This is a genomic window from Bradyrhizobium sp. 23, from assembly GCF_023073295.1.
Lineage (GTDB): Bacteria > Pseudomonadota > Alphaproteobacteria > Rhizobiales > Xanthobacteraceae > Bradyrhizobium > Bradyrhizobium canariense_D.
The window spans coordinates 235,948-255,562 of record NZ_JADPJF010000103.1 but is presented as its reverse complement, the minus strand read 5'-3'; the positions used below and the strand labels follow the sequence as shown (position 1 = coordinate 255,562).

Here is a 19,615-nt window from a genome sequence, read left to right as displayed (position 1 = left end):
TCAATGCACGGCGGTGAAAAACCGCGCCATGCGAAATCCGGACAGCCAGGTCCACACCGGCTGGCCCCGGATACCGAGATCCCAGGATCCGAGCACGGCGTCTGCGCGGCCGACCAGATTGTCGATCGGCAACATGCCGACGCCGCCGGAGCGCAAGGGCACGCGGCTGTCGGCGGAATTGTCGCGGTTGTCGCCGAGCACGAAGAGATGGCCTGCCGGCACCGTCACTTCCTGCGTGTTGTCGAGCGGACCGTTGTCACGCATCTTGAAGATCAGATGCGAGACGCCGTTCGGCAGCGTCTCGACATAGCGATAGGCGGGTTCGCTGCCGCCATTGTCGTCCTCGGCGGCACCAACGCCGTCCGGCTTCAACTCGGCGGGGCGATCGTTGACGAAGAGCTGGCCCTGGCGCAGCTGGATGCGGTCGCCGGGCAGGCCCACGACGCGCTTGACCCAGGCCTGCGAGCGGTCGCCGGGCCAGCGGAAGACCACGACGTCGCCCTGCTTCGGCGTTTCCGCGAAGACGCGGCCGCTCTCGGGCAGGTTGATCTGGATCGGCAGCGACGAGGTGCCGTAGCCGTAGGGGAATTTCGAGGCGATCAAGGCGTCGCCGATCAACAGCGTCGGCTCCATCGAGCCCGACGGCACGTAGAACGGCTCGGCCAGCGCACCCTTGGCGATGAACACCGCCGCGACGATGCCGGCGAGCTGCACCAGCTGGCCGCCCCAGCCGCTGCTCTTCCGCTTGGTGGTGACAGTTATCTTCTCGACGCTCATCCGCCTGTTCCACCCACCGTAATGCGTTCCATCAACAGCGACGGCTGGCCGACGCCGACCGGCACGCCCTGACCGTTCTTGCCGCAGGTGCCGATGCCGGTATCGAGCGCGAGGTCGTTGCCGATCATGCGGATGCGATGCAGGTCGGTCGGCCCGTTGCCGATCAGCATGGCGCCCTTCAGGGGCGCACCGATCTTGCCGTTCTCGATCTTGTAAGCCTCGGTGCACTGAAACACGTATTTGCCCGAGGTGATATCCACCTGGCCGCCGCCGAAATTCGCGGCGAAGACGCCGTTCTTCACCGACGCGAGGATCTCGGCCGGATCGCGGTCGCCCGCCAGCATGTAGGTGTTGGTCATGCGCGGCATCGGCACGTGGGCATAGCCCTGGCGGCGGCCGTTGCCGGTCGGCTTCATGTTCATCAGGCGGGCGTTCTGACGGTCCTGCATGTAGCCGACCAGGACGCCGTCCTCGATCAGCACGGTGCGGTTGGTCGGCGTTCCCTCATCGTCGATCGACAGCGAGCCGCGGCGCGAGGCAATCGTGCCGTCGTCGACCACGGTCACGCCCTTGGCCGCGACCTGCTGGCCCATCAGGCCGGCAAACGCGGACGTCTTCTTGCGGTTGAAGTCACCTTCGAGGCCATGGCCAACCGCCTCATGCAGCATCACGCCGGGCCAGCCGGCCCCGAGCACGACGTCCATCTCGCCGGCGGGGGCGGGAATCGATTCCAGGTTGACCAGAGCCTCACGCAACGCGCCGTCGGCGGCGTCGCGCCAGTTCTTGCTTTCGATGAATTCGGCGTAGCCGGCGCGGCCGCCATAGCCCTTGCTGCCGCTCTCCTGGCGGTCGCCCTGACCGGCGACGACGGAGACGTTGACGCGCACGAGCGGGCGGATGTCGCGATAGCTCTCGCCGTCGGGCCGCAGGATCTCGACCACCTGCCAGGTCGCGCCCAGGCTGACGCTGACCTGCCGCACCCGCGGATCCTTGTCGCGCAGATAAGCGTCGATCTCGGCGAGCAGTTTGACCTTGGTCTCGAAGCCGGGGGCATCGAGCGGATTGTCGTCACTATAAAGCCGCACGTTGGTATGCGCAGGAGGCGCGGCGAAGCTGCCGGAATAACCGCCGCGCACGGCCGCGACCGCGTCCGCAGCGCGAATCAGCGCCGGCAGCGACACGTCGGAGGAATGCGCGTAGCCGACGGCGTCGTCCTTGACGGCGCGCAGGCCAAAACCCTGCGAGGTATCGTAGGTCGCCTGCTTCAGCCGGCCATTGTCGAACATCAGCGCTTCGGTCTGGCTGTATTCCAGGAACAATTCGCCGTCGTCGGCACCGGCAAGCCCGCGCGCGAGCTCGTTGCGAACCTGATCGCGGTCGAGATTGGCGCGGTCGAGCAGGGAGGTTGTGGCAGGGTTGGTCATGCGTCCGTCCATTATCGGGGGATGTGAGGCAAGATAATGGTTTCCCGGCACTTCCGCGAGGGCGCCAAGTCTCACATTACGGAAACAATAGAATTCGCGGGCCTAACCGCCCTTCGCACTACGGCAGCTTGTCATAGCCCTCGCCGAGCCCGTTCAGGCTGAGCGGGAAGCCGATGCCTTCTTCCGGGGTCTCGAAGATGATGAAGGTCGCGGTCTTGGCAGTGCGGAGCTGGCCGAGCAGCTTGTCGTCCATGACGACCTCGGCGACGCAGCCATTGGGCAGGCAGCGGACAAAGCCGGCACGGCCTACGTCCTGGTTGTCGAGCTTGAGGCCGAGGCCGGAGGGCAGGAGAACGCCGAGGGGGGCGACCACCCGCATCAGGCGGCTCTTCTGGTCGGCGGTCTTGAGAACGATCACGGTCAGGCCGGCGTTGGAGCGGTCTTCGGCCACCACGCTCTGGATCAGGGCGCATTGCTCGGACTGGGCGCCCGGCGGGGTGTCGCAGCGGATCTGCCAGTCGCCATGGACGGAGCGCACCGCGCCCTGCGCATGGGCGAGGCCCGGAAGCGCCAGGACGACGACCGCCGCCAGCAGAGCGGCCAGCATCGTGAGGCTGCCAGCCTGGCTTTTAGCCCGCCTTGCCATGGATCTCGAAAACCCCATCGGGTCGGTCCCTCTGCTCGCCTGGGTCGCTCGCGTCAGGCGGACTGATACGGGAATGACGGCGTCTTGAAGGCGATTCGCAAGCAAATTCCACGCCGCCCCGGCCGCAATCGCCCGCACGAATCAGGTTCCTGTGCGGCTGTGCGCCAAGTGCCTACCGCGGGCAATTCCGCTGTCAAGCGGCAGCATCCCGGGAAATGGTATTTTTGTCTGATGTTACTAGGAAATATCTTGCGGGTGATGGCTGACAGACGAGGCTCAAGACTGCATTGCGATAGATCAAGAATTATGGTTTGAGAGGCTTGATTTCGGCGTTCTAGCGATCTGGCCCCAATTCCTCTTAGAGGTATTCTTGCGCGGCGGTTTGTCAGACGGGGGGATCGAATAAAGCGTTTCCCGAAAATAGGGGAATGCACTTGGGGTGATTTCGTTAGGGGAGCGCGAACGGCATGAAGATGTCGATGGGCCCGGTGGGCCGGCACTTGCTGGGATTGGCCGTGGCGGGTCTGACGCTGGCGACGGGCGGTGCGGCATTTGCCGAGCTGGGGCAGCCGGCTGCGTGGGAGTGGACGCTTCAGCAGTCCGGGTCCCCGGTGATGGACAACATCGTCTGGTTCCATAATTTCCTGTTCGTGCTGATCACGCTGATCACGCTGTTCGTTCTGGCGCTGCTCGTGATCGTTGTCGTGAAGTTCAACGCGAGAGCCAATCCGGTGCCGTCGCGGACCACGCACAACACGCTGATCGAGGTGGCGTGGACGCTCGTGCCGGTGTTGATCCTGGTCGGCATTTCGGTGCCGTCGTTCCGCCTCCTGTTCCTCGAGCTCGACGTGCCGAAGGCGGATCTGACCATCAAGGCGACCGGCAAGCAGTGGTACTGGTCCTACGCCTATCCTGATAACGGCAAGTTCGAGTTCGACTCGCTGATGGCCCAGGACAAGCAGCCCCGTCTGCTGGGCGTCGACAATGAGATGGTGGTGCCCGTCAACAAGGTGGTTCGGGTTCAGGTGACCGGGGCCGACGTGATTCATGCCTTTGCGCTGCCGGCCTTCGGCGTCAAGATCGACGCCATTCCGGGCCGGCTCAACGAAACCTGGTTCAAGGCCACCAAGACCGGCATGTTCTACGGCCAGTGCTCGGAATTGTGCGGCAAGGACCACGCCTTCATGCCGATCGCGATCCGTGTGGTGAGCGACCAGGAGTTCGCCTCCTGGGTCGAGACCGCGAAGAAGAAATATGCGAGCGGCGGCACCAGCACCTACGCCTCCACGGCCGGCCCGACGCAGTGAGCGCCGGGCGCAGGGTTCGAGGAAACTGAAAGCGACATAAGGCGGGACCTCCAGAGGTCCGATCGGGACGCAAGGCAGGATTAGAAAATGGCAACGAGCGCAGCGGCACACGGCGATCACGCACAAGACCACGGACATGACGAGCACGCCCATCCGACCGGATGGCGGCGCTACGTCTATTCGACCAACCACAAGGACATCGGCACGATGTACCTGATCTTCGCGGTCATCGCCGGCGTCATCGGCGCCGCGATGTCGATCGCGATCCGTGCCGAGCTGATGTATCCGGGCGTGCAGATCTTCCACGAGACGCACACCTACAATGTGTTCGTGACCTCCCATGGTCTGATCATGATCTTCTTCATGGTCATGCCCGCGATGATTGGCGGCTTCGGCAACTGGTTCGTGCCGCTCATGATCGGCGCGCCCGACATGGCGTTCCCGCGCATGAACAACATCTCGTTCTGGCTGCTGCCGGCCTCGTTCGCGCTGTTGCTGATGTCGACCTTCGTCGAGGGCGAGCCGGGCGCCAACGGCGTCGGCGCCGGCTGGACCATGTACGCGCCGCTGTCGAGCTCGGGCCATCCGGGCCCGGCGGTGGACTTCGCGATCCTGTCGCTGCATCTGGCGGGCGCTTCCTCGATCCTGGGCGCCATCAATTTCATCACCACGATCTTCAACATGCGCGCGCCGGGCATGACCCTGCACAAGATGCCGCTGTTTGTGTGGTCGATCCTGGTGACGGTGTTCCTGCTGCTGTTGTCGCTGCCGGTGCTCGCCGGTGCGATCACGATGCTGCTCACTGACCGCAATTTCGGCACGACGTTCTTCAATCCGGAAGGCGGCGGCGATCCCGTGCTGTTCCAGCATCTGTTCTGGTTCTTCGGTCACCCCGAAGTGTACATCCTGATCCTGCCCGCCTTCGGCATGGTCAGCCAGATCGTCTCGACCTTCTCGCGCAAGCCCGTGTTCGGCTATCTCGGCATGGCCTACGCCATGGTCGCGATCGGCGGCATCGGCTTCGTGGTGTGGGCGCACCACATGTACACGGTCGGCATGTCCTCGGCGACGCAGGCCTATTTCGTCGCCGCCACGATGGTCATCGCGGTCCCGACCGGCGTGAAGATCTTCTCGTGGATCGCCACGATGTGGGGCGGCTCGATCGAGTTCCGCGCGCCGATGATCTGGGCGGTGGGATTCATCTTCCTGTTCACCGTCGGCGGCGTCACCGGCGTGGTGCTGGCGAATGCCGGCGTCGACCGCGTGCTCCAGGAGACCTACTACGTGGTCGCGCACTTCCACTACGTGCTGTCGCTCGGTGCGGTGTTCGGAATCTTCGCCGGCTGGTACTACTGGTTCCCGAAGATGTCCGGCTACATGTACAATGAAGGGCTCGCCAAGGCGCACTTCTGGGTCACCTTCATCGGCGTGAACCTGGTGTTCTTCCCGCAGCACTTCCTCGGTCTGTCGGGCATGCCTCGCCGCTATGTCGATTATCCCGACGCGTTCGCGGGCTGGAACCTGGTCTCGTCGGTCGGCTCCTATATCTCCGGCTTCGGCGTGCTGATCTTCCTCTACTGCGTGATCGACGCCTTCGCGAAGAAGGTGCCGGCTGGCGACAATCCGTGGGGTGCAGGTGCGACCACGCTGGAATGGACGCTGCCCTCGCCGCCGCCCTTCCACCAGTTCGAAGTGCTGCCCCGCGTGCAGTAAGCCAATGCTCGCGGCGCCCGTGACGGGCGCCGCGGCTCGACAACCAAGCGAGTCAGTCTAGTGTCCGTCCTCGACCACAACGCCATCGACATCAATCCCCGCATCTCCGAAGCGGAGGTTGGCGATTACATCGCGCTCCTGAAGCCGCGGGTGATGTCGCTGGTGATCTTCACCGCGCTGGTCGGAATGGCGATGGCGCCCGGGCATTTCCACCCGGTGCTGGCCATCACCTCGCTGCTCTGCATCGCGGTCGGCGCCGGCGCGTCCGGCGCGCTCAACATGGCGCTCGAAGGCGACATCGATGCCAAGATGTCGCGCACGGCGAACCGGCCGATTCCGCGCGGCCGCATCACCCGTCCCGAGGCGATGACCTTCGGCATGACGCTCGCCTTCTTCTCGGTGATGACGCTCGGCATCCTGGTCAACTGGATCGCGGGCGCGCTGCTCGCCTTCACCATCTTCTTCTACGTCGTGATCTACACAATCGGCCTGAAGCGCTGGACCGCGCAGAACATCGTGATCGGCGGTGCCGCCGGCGCACTGCCGCCGGTGGTGGCCTGGGCCGCGGTCACAGGCACGGTCGACGTCGAGCCGCTACTGCTGTTCGCCATCATCTTCTTCTGGACGCCGCCGCACTTCTGGGCGCTGGCGCTGTTCCGCTCCGACGATTACGCGCGCGCCGGCATTCCGATGCTGCCCAACGTCGCCGGCCCCGACGCGACCCGGCTTCAGATCCTGCTCTACACCATCGTGCTGATCGCGGTCGCGGCCGCGCCCTGGGCGCTCGGCTACTTCGACGCCATCTACGGCATCGTCTCGCTGATCCTCGGCGCCGGCATGCTGGGGTTCGCCATCAACGTCTATGTCCGTCGCGAGCGCAGCCAATCGCTGCGGGCGACCCGCAAGCTGTTCGCGTTCTCCATCCTTTATCTGTTCGCGCTGTTTGCGACCTTGCTGGCCGAGGTCGTGTTCCGGGCGCTTGCGCCGATGGTAGGGGGCGCATGATCACAGGGATGGCCGACAAACCCGAGATAGACGGAATCGTCCTCACCGAGGCGCAGAAGAAGAGCCGTCGTCAGCGCTCGATCGCGATCGCACTCGCGCTCGGCGTGCTCGTAGTGCTGTTCTTCGCCGTGACCATGGTCAAGGGGCCGGCCGTGCTCGTCCGGCCGATGTAGGAAACATGGATCAGAAGCCGACCATATCGCGGGATCAGAGCCGGACGGCCACCAAGGGGCGCAGGCCTGCCAGGGGGCTTGGCCGCGACGTGGTGGTCGCCTCGATCTGCGGCGGCGTGGTCGCGCTGATGGTCGGCGCCTCCTACGCGGCGGTGCCGTTCTACAATTGGTTCTGCCGCGCCACCGGCTTCAACGGCACGACCCAGGTCGCGACCTCGGCGCCGGCCAGCGGCCCGATCGCACGCAAGATCGCGGTGCGCTTCGATTCCAACGTCGCGCCCGGCCTGCCCTGGAAGTTCGAGCCCGAGCAGAGCGAGATCGAGGTCAATATCGGCCAGGTCGTGACCGTCTTCTACACGGTGACCAACCAGGCCGCGCGGACCACCGCAGGCCAGGCCGCCTACAATGTCGCGCCGCTGACGGTCGGATCCTATTTCCAGAAGATCAACTGCTTCTGCTTCACCGAGCAGACCATGGCGCCGGGCGAGAAGCGCGAGATGCCGGTCGTATTCTATGTCGATCCGTCGATTGCCGACGACCACGAGAACGACGGTCTCAACACGATCACGCTGTCCTACACGTTCTATCCGGTGAAGGATCCGGTGGTGAAGCCGCTCGCGGCCAGCGAAGACGACAAACGCAAGGGAAATCTCTGATCTCCGGACTCACGCGCCGGGGTTGGAATAAGGGGATAAGTGCCTGACAGGCACGGGATTGAGGAGCGAGACCGCAAATGGCAACGGCGCACACCAAGCATCACGACTACCATCTGGTCGATCCCTCGCCATGGCCCGTCGTCGGCTCCATCTCCGCCTTCATCATGGCGGTCGGCGCGATCACCTGGATGCACCACATGTTCTCGGCTGCGCCGATCATCTTCGGTGTCGGCACCGTCGGTGTGCTCTACACCATGGCGAGCTGGTGGGGCGACGTGATCAGGGAAGCCCAGTACAAGGGCGACCACACCCGCGTCGTGCAGCTGCATCACCGCTACGGCATGATCCTGTTCATCGCCTCGGAGGTGATGTTCTTCGTCGCCTGGTTCTGGGCCTATTTCAACGCGGCGCTATTCCCGGCCGACGCCGTCCACGCTACCCGCGATGCGGTGTTCGGCTGTGGTCTCGGGACCGCGGCCGGCGCCTGCACCGTGCCGGGCACCTGGCCGCCGCACGGCATCGAGACCTTCGATCCCTGGCATCTGCCGCTCCTGAACACGCTGATCCTGCTCACCTCCGGCACCACGGTGACCTGGGCCCACCATGCGCTGCTCGAGAACGATCGCCAGGGCCTGAAATATGGCCTGATCCTCACCGTCGTGCTCGGCGCGCTCTTCACCTGCGTGCAGGCCTATGAGTACAGCCACGCGGCATTCTCCTTCGGCGGCAACGTCTACGGCGCGACCTTCTTCATGGCGACCGGCTTCCACGGTTTCCATGTGCTGGTCGGCACCATCTTCCTGCTGGTGTGCCTGTTCCGCGCCTATGCCGGCCACTTCACGCCGACCCAGCATCTCGGTTTCGAGTTCGCCGCCTGGTACTGGCATTTCGTCGACGTGGTCTGGCTGTTCCTGTTCCTCTGCATCTATGTCTGGGGACACGGCGCCGAGACCATGGCTCACGGCGCGCACTGAGCGGGCTGGCTTCGGATCGAGAAAGGGCGGCCCCGGGCCGCCCTTTTGCTTTTTTGCGCGCAGGGGTTTCGGCAGAAACTGTGATAGACCTTTTGCCATGAACGAAGCCGCCGATACGTCCGAGCCGCAAGCCACCGTCCTGCAAAGCGCGCTGCGCGGGCTTGCCTGCAAATGCCCGCGCTGCGGCCAGGGCAAGCTCTATGCAGGCTTCCTGACGCTTGCGCCTTGCTGCGAGCGTTGCGGCCTCGACTACGCCTTCATCGATTCCGGTGACGGTCCGGCGATCTTCATCATCATGCTGGCCGGCGCGATCGTCGTCGGCTGCGCGCTCGTCATCGAGGTCAAGTACCAGCCGCCGTACTGGCTGCACGCGGTGCTGTGGCTGCCGCTGATCCTTGCGACTACCCTGCTGCCGTTGCGCGCGATGAAGTCGCTGCTGATCGCACTGCAATTCCACCATAAGGCGGCGCCGGGCCGGCTGGTCGACCGCGCGAAATGAACGAGACCGCGCGCAAGCCCCGCGTGGCCGGCTTCGCGCTGTTTACGCTTTTCCTGACCGCGGTCTGCGTCACGCTCGGCGTCTGGCAATTGCAGCGCCGCATCGCCAAGCACGAGCTGATCGCCGCACTGACCGAGCGCCTCGCGGAGGCACCGGTCACTCTGCCGCCGCCGGCACGATGGGCCGCGCTAAGTCCCGCGCGCGATGAATTCCGCCGTGTCAGCTTTACCGCGACCTACGCGCCGTTGCCCGATGCGATGGTCTATTCCTCCGGATCCGCCGTGCGTAAGGACGCGTCGGGCCCCGGCACCTGGGCCTTCCTGCCGGCGCGGCTGCCGAGCGGCGAGACGGTGGTGATCGATGCGGGCTTCGTCGAAAACACCATGCAGGATCGCAGCGTCGAGGATCGCGCGGTCAGGAAGCTCGTCACCGGGCAGGCGGTCTCGTTCACCGGCTATCTGCGCTTCCCCGAGGCACCGGGCTGGCTGACCCCGGCGGAGAACCGCGGCAAGCGGCTGTGGTTCGTGCGCGATCACGTGGCGATCGCGAGCGCGCTGGCCTGGGGCGCGGTTGCGCCGTTCTATGTCGACCTCGAGCAGCCGGCGCCCGAGAACGGCATTCCGCGGCCGGGGCCGCTCGACGTCCATCTCAAGGACGATCACCTGCAATACGCCATCACCTGGTTCACCCTTGCAGGCGCCGTGCTCATCGCCTTCGCCGTGTGGGCAAGAGGGCGGCGGCGGGGCTGAGCTCCGTAGATCCACTTAGGGAACCCGGTATCGCCCGGGGTTTACCATTCAGCGCACATTCACGAGTGTGGTCCTAAGCCGCCAGTAATTTTCCGCGGCAGACAGGATTGCAGCGTGAGTGATTTCGACCAGATGGGAATTGTCGTCGATTGGGTGGATGCCTGCAGGAAGGGCGACCTCGCGACGCTCCTCGACCTCTATGCGGACGACGCCCAGGTCGAATGCACGTGCAACGGCACGCAGCGCTATCGCGGCCGGAGCGAGCTCGAAGCCTATTGGCAGCCGCGGCTCAGCGCTTTCTCGTCGGCCGGTTTCGGGTTGGAGGAAATCCATCCTGCACCCCACGGCGTCGATCTCGAATATTCCGTCGCCGGCGCGCTGCGCATTCGCGCCTCGTTTTGTTTCAGCCCCGACGGCAAGATCCGCACCACGCTGTGCGAGCCGGCGCGACAGAACGCGCAGCTTGGCTGTGCGTGCTAGAGTTTCCGTTCTGATTAATCAGAGCCGAACACCAGATTCTGTTTTGACGCGTTTTCTTCACGCGAACCGGTATCCACTTCGCTCGAAAGCGCTTCAATCGCTGACCGGCGCCTCGCGTGCCGGTTCGGCGGGAAGGCGGCAGCGCACATAGGTTCTGTCGTCCACGCGCAGCAGTGACAGCGATCCGCTGAGTGCGCGCACGCGCTCATGCATGCCGGTCAGGCCGCGGCCGAACAGATTCCCTTCGGGAAAGCCGCCGCCGTCGTCGGAAATCTCGATGACGACCGTCTCGCCGGCGAAGGTCGCCTGCACATGGGCATGGCTGGCGCCGGCATGACGCAGCACGTTGGTCAGCGCCTCCTGAATCACGCGATAGACGGTTTGAGCCAGCGGCCCGTCGATCGCGTTGAGATTCGGATCGACCGTGTCCGTCAGGTCGATAGACGGCGCCTGCTTGCGAAAATTTCGGAGCAGCGTCTGCACACTGGTCTCCAGACCCAATTCCTCGATGTAGAGCGGTCGCAACCGGTCGAGGATGCGGCGATTGGTCTGCTGGAGCGCCTCGACCGATTGCAACACCTCCTGCGCCGAACTGCTGAGATTTCCCGCCGGGGGCGAGGCATCGACCAATGCGATCGTGCCGACGCGGATGCCGAACAGCAGCGGACCGAGTTCGTCGTGCAGTTCGCGCGCGAGATCGCGCCGCTCGTCGTCCTGGAGCGAGACCAGGCGGTGCAGCAGGTCGCGATTGTCCTGGCTCAACTGCACCAGCGTTTCGGCCAGCGCATTGGCCTCCTCGCAGCTTTGCCGGATTTCCGGCGGTCCCCCGACCGAGATCGGTGTTGCGTAGTCGCCGCGTCGTAGCCGCGTGAGGCCTGCGCCAAGATCCTGCAGTGGTCGCAGGGCTGATCCCGCAAACACATAGGCGACGACCCCTGTCAGCCCGGTCAGCGCGACGACGAAGCCGGCCAAGGCGAGGAAGCCCACCCAGGTCTCGAACAGCGCTGCGGACAGGTCCGGCACAAACACGATGTCGCCGAAATGCTCGCCGTTGAGGGATACCGGAAATGCGATGTGCAAGTCCGGAATGGAAAGGAGACTGACGAACCATTTTGGTGGGCCATGCGAACCTTGCAGGCCCCTCGACGCAAAGGGAGGAGCAACCGCTCCTGCAGGAAGGAATTGAATATCTGAGGACTCGTCCAGCATCCGCACGAAGTCATCCAGGGTCCTTCGCGGATGGTCGGATGAACGCAGAGCGTTGTTGAGGGCCTCGGCCACGGCTTTGGTCGATCGTTGGGCCGGCTGGTTCTCCTCGGCGAGCTGACCGGTCGTGAAGACGTGCAGCAGGACGCCGCCCATGATCAGCGCCGCCATGAACAGCAGGCCAAGCGGCAGAAACAATTGTGTACTGAAGGACAGCCGTTGCCACATTAGGTCAATTCTAACGCGCATCAGGGGATTTTGCTCTTTCCATTTGTTCCCGTCGGTTTATGAATCGAAAAACTAGAGAGTTACAATGCAAGATACTGCCAAGCCGGCGACCCGCGTCCTGATTGTCGACGACCATCCCGTGGTGTTGTCCGGTTGCCGCACCCTGTTCTCCTCCGACCATTCGATCCGGATCGACGAGGCGACCGACGCCAAATCCGGGCATCGCGCCTATGTCAGCAGGCGGCCCGACGTCACTGTGATCGACATCAGCCTGCCCGACGTCTCCGGCTTTGAACTGATGCGGCGCATTCGCAAGGACGATCCCGACGCCAAGATCATCATGTTCAGCATGAACGATGATCCAGCCTTCGTGGTGCGGGCGGTCGAGCTCGGGGCCCAGGGCTACGTCTCCAAGGGCGACGATCCCCGGATCCTGCTCAAGGCGGTGCGCAAGGTGGTTGCGGGCGACAATTTCATCTCACCGCAGCTCGCGGAAGCCGTGACGTTTTCCGGCGCGGCGATCAAGGCCAATCCTGCCTCGCAGATGACGCCGCGGGAGCTCGAGATTCTTCGCCTGTTGGGGCGAGGCGACAAGATCGTCGAGGTCGCCGAGGCGCTCGGCATCTCCTACAAGACCGTCGCCAACACCACCTCTCTGCTCAAGCAGAAGCTCGGTGCCAAGAACCATTCCGACCTGATCCGGATCGCGGTGGAAATCGGGATGAACTGACGCCTCAGGGCACCGAACCGGCTGCACCAGGATGCTGCCGGTTCGGCGGGCGGACCGGTCTCGGCGCTCAGCCGGGCAATGCATGGATAGCGCCGACACCATCCGCCGACACAATGAGCGCAGCCGTTGTTCGTTCCCGAACTGTGCTGTCGTTCGGGATATAATGGTAATGCGTGACGCCAAGCTGCTGGCGAACGTTTGCCCGCGCCGAAACGTGTCGGGAAAAACAGGAACATTTTCTCACACATTCCGTTTTGTCCCTTGACGATATCGTGACAGCCGACGAAAGCTTGCGCGAACAGTTTTTGCGGGTCGGTGACCCCAAGACGCCAAACCGGTCTGCACACAACGACAGACCTTCCAAGAGAGGGCTGCGGCATTGCCGCAGCCCTTTTCGTTGGCAGCGCTTTTCGTTGGCAGCCTTTTTCCTTGGACGGCCCCAGGCGCGAAGCGGTTTCCTGATGCCGCAAAACACTTTATGGTGGCCCAAAGCCTCTGGCTGTTAACAAGTAATTTCGTAAAATCAAAGGCTTGCGGACCGAGTCCAGGCTCGGCCGGCCTTTGGAGGGCAGTTTGACTCGTTATATCTCGACCCGGGGCGAGGCCCCCGAACTCGGCTTCTGCGACGTGATGCTGACCGGGCTCGCTCGCGACGGCGGCCTGTATGTGCCGGCCACCTGGCCGCAACTCTCGCCTGACGCCATCGCCGGCTTTTTCGGGCGTCCCTATTGGGAGGTCGCGGTCGAGGTGATCCGCCCTTTCGTCGCCGGCGAGATCTCGGACGCCGAGCTCGGCCGTATGGCGAACGAGGCCTACGCCACCTTCCGCCATCCGGCGGTGGTGCCGCTGCGCCAGATGGCGCCGCACCAGTTCGTGCTGGAGCTGTTCCACGGCCCGACGCTCGCCTTTAAGGACGTGGCGATGCAGCTGATCTCGCGGCTGATGGACCACGTGCTCGCCCAGCGCGGCCAGCGCACCACCATCGTGGTCGCGACCTCGGGCGACACCGGCGGTGCTGCGGTCGACGCGTTCGCAGGACTCGAAAATGTCGATCTCATCGTGCTGTTCCCGCATGGCCGCATCTCCGAGGTGCAGCGGCGAATGATGACGACGACGGGCGCGGCCAACGTCCATGCGCTTGCCGTCGAGGGCAATTTCGACGATTGCCAGGCCCTCGTGAAGGCGATGTTCAACAACCATCGCTTCCGCGATGCGACGTCGCTGTCCGGCGTCAATTCCATCAATTGGGCGCGCATCGTCGCCCAAGTGGTCTACTATTTCACCTCCGCCGTTGCCGCCGGTGCACCCGCGCGCGCGGTGGACTTCGTCGTGCCGACCGGCAATTTCGGCGACATCTTCGCCGGCTATGTCGCCAAGCGCATGGGTCTTCCGGTGCGGACCCTGGGCATCGCCGCCAACGTCAACGACATCCTGGCGCGCACGCTGAAGACCGGGATCTACGAGGTGCGCGAGGTCCACGCGACGGCTTCGCCGTCGATGGACATTCAGATCTCCTCGAATTTCGAGCGGCTGCTGTTCGAGGCTGGCGGGCGCGATGCCGCCGGCGTGCGCCGTCTGATGGATTCACTGAAGCAATCGGGACGCTTCGTGCTGCCCGATGCGACGCTGGCCGCGATCCGCGAGGGGTTCGACGCAGGCCGGGCCGACGAGACCGAGACCGCGGCCGCGATCCGCGCCGCCTGGCGCGAGGCCGGCGAGCTGGTCGATCCCCACACCGCGGTCGCGCTTGCGGTCGCCGACCGCGACACCACGGACAGGACGGTTCCCAGCATCGTGCTGTCCACCGCCCATCCGGCCAAATTCCCCGATGCGGTCGAAGCGGCCTGCGGCCAGCGGCCGCAACTGCCGGCCTGGCTCGATGGTCTGATGACCAAATCCGAACACATGAAGGTGATGAAGAACGACCAGACCGAGGTCGAGCGGTTCGTGCTGTCGGTCAGCCGCGCCGCGAAACAGGGAGTTGCCGGATGAGCGTCGAGATTTCCAAGCTTGCGTCCGGCCTCACTGTCGTCACCGACAAGATGCCTCATCTCGAGACCGCGGCGCTCGGCGTCTGGGCCGGCGTCGGCGGGCGCGACGAGAAGCCCAACGAGCACGGCATCTCGCATCTTCTGGAACATATGGCATTCAAGGGCACGACGAAGCGCTCCTCGCGCGAGATCGTCGAGGAGATCGAGGCGGTCGGCGGCGACCTCAATGCCGGCACCTCGACCGAGACCACGTCCTATTATGCGCGGGTGCTGAAGGCCGACGTGCCGCTCGCACTCGACGTGCTCGCCGACATCCTGGCCAATCCCGCCTTCGAGCCCGACGAACTCGAGCGCGAGAAGAACGTCATCGTGCAGGAGATCGGCGCGGCGCAGGACACGCCTGACGACGTCGTGTTCGAGCATCTCAACGAGCTCTGCTATCCCGACCAGCCGATGGGCCGCTCGCTGCTCGGCACTGCGAAGACCTTGCGTGCCTTCAGCCGCGACTCGCTGCGCGACTATCTGTCGACGCACTACCGCGGCCCTGACATGGTGGTGGCGGCCGCCGGCGCGGTCGATCACAAGCAGGTGGTCGCCGAGGTCGAGCAGCGCTTTGCCAGTTTTGAGGGGACAGCGGGTCCCAAGCCGCAACCCGCACAATTCGGCAAGGGCGGCACCAAGGTGGTGCATCGCGAGCTCGAGCAGGCGCATCTGACCTTGGCCCTGGAGGGCGTGCCGCAGACCGATCTGTCGCTGTTCTCGCTCCAGGTCTTTACCAACATCCTCGGCGGCGGGATGTCGTCGCGGCTGTTCCAGGAGGTGCGCGAGAAGCGCGGCCTCTGTTACTCAATCTACTCGTTCCATGCCCCCTATACCGACACCGGCTTCTTCGGCCTCTACACCGGCACCGATCCGGCCGATGCGCCCGAGATGATGGAGGTCGTGGTCGACATCATGAATGATTCGGTCGAGACCCTGACCGAGGTCGAGATCGCGCGGGCCAAGGCGCAAATGAAGGCGGGGCTGCTGATGGCGCTGGAGAGCTGCTCGTCCCGCGCCGAGCAACTCGCCCGGCATGTGCTGGCCTATGGCCGGCCCCAGACCGCCGAGGAGCTGGTGGCCCGGATCGACGCCGTCAGCGTCGAATCGACCCGGGATGCGGCGCGTGCGCTGCTTTCGCGCAGCCGCCCTGCGGTTGTCGCATTGGGCAGTGGCAGGGGTCTGGACACGGCGGTGTCTTTTGCGGAAGGATTGACCCGGGCACGCGCCAAGGCGCGGCTGCATTAGGAGCCGCGCACGGGTTGATCCGCCCCGGGAAGCATCACCATGGCCCTCTTTCGCCTGCCATCCAGTGGACCCGCCGCTCTCGCGCCGCGCGGCAACGGCCTGTTGCTACGCGCGCCTCAGATGTCGGACTTCCTGCAATGGGCCCATCTGCGCGAGTCCAGCCGCGATTACCTGACCCCCTGGGAGCCGATCTGGCCGTCGGATGATCTCACCCGCTCCGGTTTCCGCCGCCGCCTGCGCCGCTATTCCGAGGACATCGCCGCGGACCGGTCCTATCCCTTTCTGATCTTCCGGGAGCTCGACGGCGCCATGGTCGGCGGCATCACGCTCGCCAATGTCCGCCGCGGCATCGTCCAGGCCGGCACCATCGGCTATTGGGTCGGCAAGCCCCACGCCCAGCGCGGCTACATGACGGCCGCGCTGCGGGTGCTGCTGCCGACGCTGTTCGGGGAGCTCAATCTGCACCGGGTCGAGGCCGCTTGCATCCCGACCAATGCGCCCTCGATCCGGGTGCTGGAGAAGTGCGGTTTCTCCCGCGAGGGGCTGGCGCGCCGGTATCTCTGCATCAACGGGGTCTGGCAGGACCATTTGCTGTTCGGCCTGCTGCACGAGGATTTCCGCGGCTGAGCCCGTTGATCGATGCGGCCAAAGTCTCCTTGTTTGCTGCCTTGGGTTCGCCGGTTTTGACGATATAACGGCGCAACCCGGCCGGTGATCGGTCGGGATGTCGTCAGGAGTATGGGTGTTGATGGTGCAGGAGCTTCGGTCATCGCGGAATGCGTTGCGGCGGGGGGCGGCGGTCGCGCTGGCGTTGTCAGTTGCGCTCGTCTCCATCTCGCCGGTCGCGGCGCAGTCGCTGACCGATCGATTCAAGGGCCTGTTCGGCGGCAAGTCGGACGAGCCGGCCCAACCCAAGCCGGCGCCTGCGCCGGGCCAGCCGGCGGCTGATGACGATCTTGATTGCCCGCAGGTCACGGTGCGTGCCGGAGCCTCCACCTACGCGGTCGGTGCCACCGGGAAGCCGGCCGTCGGCAACGAGATCCGCTTCCAGGCCACCATCACCAAGATGGCGCGCGAATGCGCCCGCAATGGCGGCGATATCACGGCCCGGATCGGCATCCAGGGCCGCGTCATTGCCGGACCCGCCGGCGCGCCTGCGAGCGTCGAGGTGCCGCTGCGCGTCGCCGTGGTGCAGGGCGGCGTCGGCGAGAAGGTGATCGCTTCCAAGGCCTACCGGACCACGGTCGGAATGTCGGAGGGCGGCAGCGTGCCGTTCACCTTCGTGGCCGAGGATCTGGTCTACCCGATGCCTTCGGCCAAGGACGCCGATAGCTACATCTTCTATGTCGGCTTCGATCCGCAGGCGCTGTCGCCCGAGCCGAAGGCGCGGGCGAAGAAGAAGTAACCACGTCAAGATAGTCGTCATGCCCCGCGAAGGCGGGGCATCCAGTACGCCGCGGCTTCTCGATCTATCAGGGCTGTCTCTGGAATACTGGATCGCCCGCCTTCGCGGGCGATGACATCAGATTTGCCGATGCAGTGCCCGACAAACAAAAAAGCCGGCGCTGATCGCGCCGGCTTTTTGATTGGTGAAGGCAAGATCTCTCAGTTCAGCTTCTGCCTGACTTCGGTGATGCCCTTGGCGAGCAGATCGTCGGCGACCTGGCCCCTGACCGACTTCGACAGGATCGTGGAGGCGGCCTGGACGGCGGCTTCGGCCGCTGCGGCGCGAACATCGGCCACCGCCTGAGCCTCGGCGAGCGCGATCTTGCCCTCCGCGGTCTTGGTGCGGCGAGCGACGAAATCTTCCACCTTGGCCTTGGCCTCGGTTGCGATGCGCTCGGCTTCGCTCTTCGCGTTGGCGATGATGTCGGCGGCCTCGCGTTCGGCCGAGGCGGTGCGCGCCTTGTAGTCGGCGAGCACCTTGGCGGCTTCCTGCTTGAGGCGCGTCGCGTCGTCGAGCTCGGCCTTGATGCGATCGGCGCGATGGTCGAGCGCAGTCATGGCCTTCTTGAAGACCCCGAGATAGCCGAACACGACCATCAGGATCACGAAGGCGATGGCGACCCAGGTTTCAGGATCGAAGAACATATCGATTAACCCTTCAAGGACGCATCAACGGCGGCATTGACCAATGCCGCGTCCGGAACCACGCCCGTGAGCTGCTGCACGATGGTGCCTGCCGCATCGGCCGCGATGCCGCGGACGTTGCTCATGGCGGTCGCACGGGTCGAGGCGATGGTCTTCTCCGCCTCGGCGAGCTTGGCCGCCAGTTGCTCTTCCAAGGCCTTGCGCTCGGCGTCCGCCTGCGCATTCGCCTTGTCGCGGGATTCGTTGCCGATGGCCTGCGCGCGCGAGCGTGCCGAAGCAAGCTCGTTTTCATAGGCCTTCAGCGCCGCTTCGGACTGGTCCTTCAGCTTCTGCGCTTCGGCGAGGTCGCCCTCGATCTTGTTCTGACGCGCCTCGATCGCACCGCCGACGCGCGGCAGAGCGAGCTTGGACACGATCACGTAAAGCGCGACGAAGAAGATCGCGAGCGACACCAGCTGTGAAGCATAAGTGCCGCTCTCGAACGGCGGAAAACCGCCACCGTGACCGCCTTCGGACCCGGTGTGGGCGCCCGCCGCCGGACTTTTCGCCCCGCCATGACTTTCAGCCATGGAGTACTCCTGTTGCAGTCATGCGCGTCGCCTCGGTTGAAGCGGCGCGAAAAATCGTTCTCAGAGCGGAACGAACAGCAGCAGCAGCGCGATCAGCAGCGAGAAAATGCCGAGCGCTTCGGTCACGGCGAAGCCGAAGATCAGATTGCCGAACTGGCCCTGAGCGGCCGAGGGGTTGCGAACGGCCGCGGCGAGGTAGTTGCCGAAGATCACGCCGACGCCGACGCCCGCGCCGCCCATGCCGATGCATGCGATGCCCGCGCCGATAAGTTTTGCTGCTGCCGGATCCATTTTAGACTCCTTGGAAGAAAGATTGGGTTTTGGGTGGAAATTCCCCGGACCGCTCAGTGTCCCGGATGAATGGCGTCGTTGAGGTAGATGCAGGTCAGGATCGCAAACACATAGGCTTGCAGGAACGCGACCAGAATCTCGAGAGCGTACAGCGCGACCGTGAGCGCCAGCGGCAGCACGCCGCCGACCCAGCCAAGGGCGCCGAGCGAGAAGCCGAGCATGGCGACGAAGCCCGCGAACACCTTCAGCGCGATGTGGCCGGCCAGCATGTTGGCGAACAGACGGACGCTGTGGGAAACCGGCCGCAGGAAGAACGACAGGATCTCGATGAACATCACCAGCGGCAGGATGTAGCCGGGGACCCCGTGGGGCACGAAGATCGAGAAGAATTTAAGGCCGTTCTTGGCAATGCCGTAGATCAGGACCGTGAAGAAGACCAGCAGCGCGAGCGCCGCGGTGACGATCAGATGGCTCGAGATCGTGAAGGTGTAGGGGATAATGCCGACCAGGTTCGAAACGCAGATGAACATGAACAGCGAGAAGATCAGCGGGAAGAACTTCATGCCTTCCGCGCCGGCGGTCGAGCGGATGGTGGAGGCGACGAACTCGTAGGAGATCTCGGCGACCGACTGCAGCCGGCCGGGAACCAGCTGCGTGCCGCTGGCGAGCATCAGGATCGAGATGATCGCGACCGCCACCAGCATGTAGAGCGACGAGTTGGTGAAGGCGATCGTGTGGTTGCCGATATGGCCCAGGGTGAAGAGAGGCTCGATGTTGAACTGGTGGATCGGATCGATTTTCATCAGCGCGGCATCTCTT

At 64.6% G+C, this 19,615-nt stretch carries 22 protein-coding genes; 14 read left to right on the top strand and 8 right to left on the bottom strand.

The window, feature by feature from the left end; all coding sequences use genetic code 11:
• The 3 genes from lepB to IVB32_RS26270 all read right to left on the bottom strand — a co-directional run bounded on the left by lepB (position 1) and on the right by IVB32_RS26270 (position 2,865).
• Entirely contained in the window at positions 1 to 777 is a 777-nt protein-coding gene (lepB, locus tag IVB32_RS26280; RefSeq protein WP_018460010.1) for a signal peptidase I, read from the bottom strand.
• Entirely contained in the window at positions 774 to 2,201 is a 1,428-nt protein-coding gene (tldD, locus tag IVB32_RS26275; protein ID WP_026233924.1) for a metalloprotease TldD, read from the bottom strand. Before tldD ends, lepB begins: the two co-directional genes overlap by 4 nt.
• A gap of 118 nt (positions 2,202 to 2,319) precedes the next feature.
• Positions 2,320 to 2,865, bottom strand: coding sequence for an invasion associated locus B family protein (locus IVB32_RS26270; RefSeq protein WP_026233923.1), 546 nt, complete (start codon positions 2,863 to 2,865; stop codon positions 2,320 to 2,322).
• A 449-nt stretch (positions 2,866 to 3,314) separates the two neighbouring features.
• Between IVB32_RS26270 and coxB the strand changes: the two genes are divergently transcribed.
• The 9 genes from coxB to IVB32_RS26225 all read left to right on the top strand — a co-directional run bounded on the left by coxB (position 3,315) and on the right by IVB32_RS26225 (position 10,403).
• Positions 3,315 to 4,154 carry a cytochrome c oxidase subunit II gene (coxB, locus tag IVB32_RS26265; RefSeq protein WP_018460007.1) on the top strand — a complete coding sequence of 280 codons (840 nt, stop codon included), beginning with the start codon at positions 3,315 to 3,317 and terminating at the stop codon, positions 4,152 to 4,154.
• 87 nt (positions 4,155 to 4,241) lie between these two features.
• Positions 4,242 to 5,867 carry a cytochrome c oxidase subunit I gene (ctaD, locus tag IVB32_RS26260; RefSeq protein WP_007605061.1) on the top strand — a complete coding sequence of 542 codons (1,626 nt, stop codon included), beginning with the start codon at positions 4,242 to 4,244 and terminating at the stop codon, positions 5,865 to 5,867.
• A gap of 60 nt (positions 5,868 to 5,927) precedes the next feature.
• Positions 5,928 to 6,872, top strand: coding sequence for a heme o synthase (locus IVB32_RS26255; protein ID WP_018460006.1), 945 nt, complete (start codon positions 5,928 to 5,930; stop codon positions 6,870 to 6,872).
• Positions 6,869 to 7,045, top strand: a complete 177-nt coding sequence (locus IVB32_RS26250) for a hypothetical protein (RefSeq protein WP_026233922.1) — start codon at positions 6,869 to 6,871, stop codon at positions 7,043 to 7,045. Before IVB32_RS26255 ends, IVB32_RS26250 begins: the two co-directional genes overlap by 4 nt.
• A 5-nt stretch (positions 7,046 to 7,050) precedes the next feature.
• Positions 7,051 to 7,701, top strand: a complete 651-nt coding sequence (locus tag IVB32_RS26245; protein ID WP_018460004.1) for a cytochrome c oxidase assembly protein — start codon at positions 7,051 to 7,053, stop codon at positions 7,699 to 7,701.
• 77 nt (positions 7,702 to 7,778) lie between these two features.
• Positions 7,779 to 8,675 carry a cytochrome c oxidase subunit 3 gene (locus IVB32_RS26240; RefSeq protein ID WP_018460003.1) on the top strand — a complete coding sequence of 299 codons (897 nt, stop codon included), beginning with the start codon at positions 7,779 to 7,781 and terminating at the stop codon, positions 8,673 to 8,675.
• Positions 8,676 to 8,772: 97 nt separating this feature from the next.
• Positions 8,773 to 9,174 (top strand): DUF983 domain-containing protein, encoded by a 402-nt coding sequence (locus IVB32_RS26235; protein ID WP_018460002.1) that lies wholly within the window; start codon positions 8,773 to 8,775, stop codon positions 9,172 to 9,174.
• Positions 9,171 to 9,923, top strand: coding sequence for an SURF1 family protein (locus tag IVB32_RS26230; RefSeq protein WP_247368770.1), 753 nt, complete (start codon positions 9,171 to 9,173; stop codon positions 9,921 to 9,923). The genes IVB32_RS26235 and IVB32_RS26230 overlap by 4 nt, the downstream gene beginning before the upstream one ends.
• A gap of 114 nt (positions 9,924 to 10,037) precedes the next feature.
• Complete coding sequence (locus tag IVB32_RS26225; protein WP_026233921.1) at positions 10,038 to 10,403, top strand: nuclear transport factor 2 family protein; 366 nt, start codon at positions 10,038 to 10,040, stop codon at positions 10,401 to 10,403.
• 93 nt (positions 10,404 to 10,496) lie between these two features.
• Here IVB32_RS26225 and IVB32_RS26220 read toward each other — a convergent pair whose 3' ends face one another.
• Positions 10,497 to 11,837: a histidine kinase gene (locus tag IVB32_RS26220; protein ID WP_085351970.1), complete on the bottom strand. Its 1,341-nt coding sequence runs from the start codon at positions 11,835 to 11,837 to the stop codon at positions 10,497 to 10,499.
• An 85-nt stretch (positions 11,838 to 11,922) separates the two neighbouring features.
• Between IVB32_RS26220 and IVB32_RS26215 the strand changes: the two genes are divergently transcribed.
• The 5 genes from IVB32_RS26215 to IVB32_RS26195 all read left to right on the top strand — a co-directional run bounded on the left by IVB32_RS26215 (position 11,923) and on the right by IVB32_RS26195 (position 17,250).
• A complete protein-coding gene (locus tag IVB32_RS26215) occupies positions 11,923 to 12,567 on the top strand; it encodes a response regulator transcription factor (RefSeq protein ID WP_018459998.1) in 645 nt (214 codons plus the stop codon).
• A 573-nt stretch (positions 12,568 to 13,140) separates the two neighbouring features.
• On the top strand, positions 13,141 to 14,559 hold the full coding sequence (gene thrC / locus IVB32_RS26210; RefSeq protein ID WP_018459997.1) for a threonine synthase: 1,419 nt from the start codon (positions 13,141 to 13,143) through the stop codon (positions 14,557 to 14,559).
• Positions 14,556 to 15,845: a pitrilysin family protein gene (locus tag IVB32_RS26205; protein ID WP_007599446.1), complete on the top strand. Its 1,290-nt coding sequence runs from the start codon at positions 14,556 to 14,558 to the stop codon at positions 15,843 to 15,845. The genes thrC and IVB32_RS26205 overlap by 4 nt, the downstream gene beginning before the upstream one ends.
• Positions 15,846 to 15,884: 39 nt before the next feature.
• Positions 15,885 to 16,472 (top strand): GNAT family protein, encoded by a 588-nt coding sequence (locus tag IVB32_RS26200; protein ID WP_007599447.1) that lies wholly within the window; start codon positions 15,885 to 15,887, stop codon positions 16,470 to 16,472.
• Between the two features lie 121 nt (positions 16,473 to 16,593).
• Complete coding sequence (locus IVB32_RS26195) at positions 16,594 to 17,250, top strand: hypothetical protein (protein WP_018459996.1); 657 nt, start codon at positions 16,594 to 16,596, stop codon at positions 17,248 to 17,250.
• Between the two features lie 200 nt (positions 17,251 to 17,450).
• On the opposite strand, the gene IVB32_RS26190 is transcribed toward IVB32_RS26195, so the two are convergent.
• The 4 genes from IVB32_RS26190 to IVB32_RS26175 are packed head-to-tail and all read right to left on the bottom strand — an operon-like array spanning position 17,451 to position 19,599.
• Positions 17,451 to 17,936, bottom strand: coding sequence for a F0F1 ATP synthase subunit B (locus IVB32_RS26190; protein ID WP_018459995.1), 486 nt, complete (start codon positions 17,934 to 17,936; stop codon positions 17,451 to 17,453).
• 5 nt (positions 17,937 to 17,941) lie between these two features.
• Entirely contained in the window at positions 17,942 to 18,505 is a 564-nt protein-coding gene (locus tag IVB32_RS26185) for a F0F1 ATP synthase subunit B' (protein WP_018459994.1), read from the bottom strand.
• A 60-nt stretch (positions 18,506 to 18,565) separates the two neighbouring features.
• Positions 18,566 to 18,796 carry a F0F1 ATP synthase subunit C gene (locus IVB32_RS26180; protein ID WP_007599451.1) on the bottom strand — a complete coding sequence of 77 codons (231 nt, stop codon included), beginning with the start codon at positions 18,794 to 18,796 and terminating at the stop codon, positions 18,566 to 18,568.
• A 53-nt stretch (positions 18,797 to 18,849) separates the two neighbouring features.
• Entirely contained in the window at positions 18,850 to 19,599 is a 750-nt protein-coding gene (locus IVB32_RS26175; RefSeq protein ID WP_018459993.1) for a F0F1 ATP synthase subunit A, read from the bottom strand.
• Between the last annotated feature and the right edge of the window lie 16 nt (positions 19,600 to 19,615).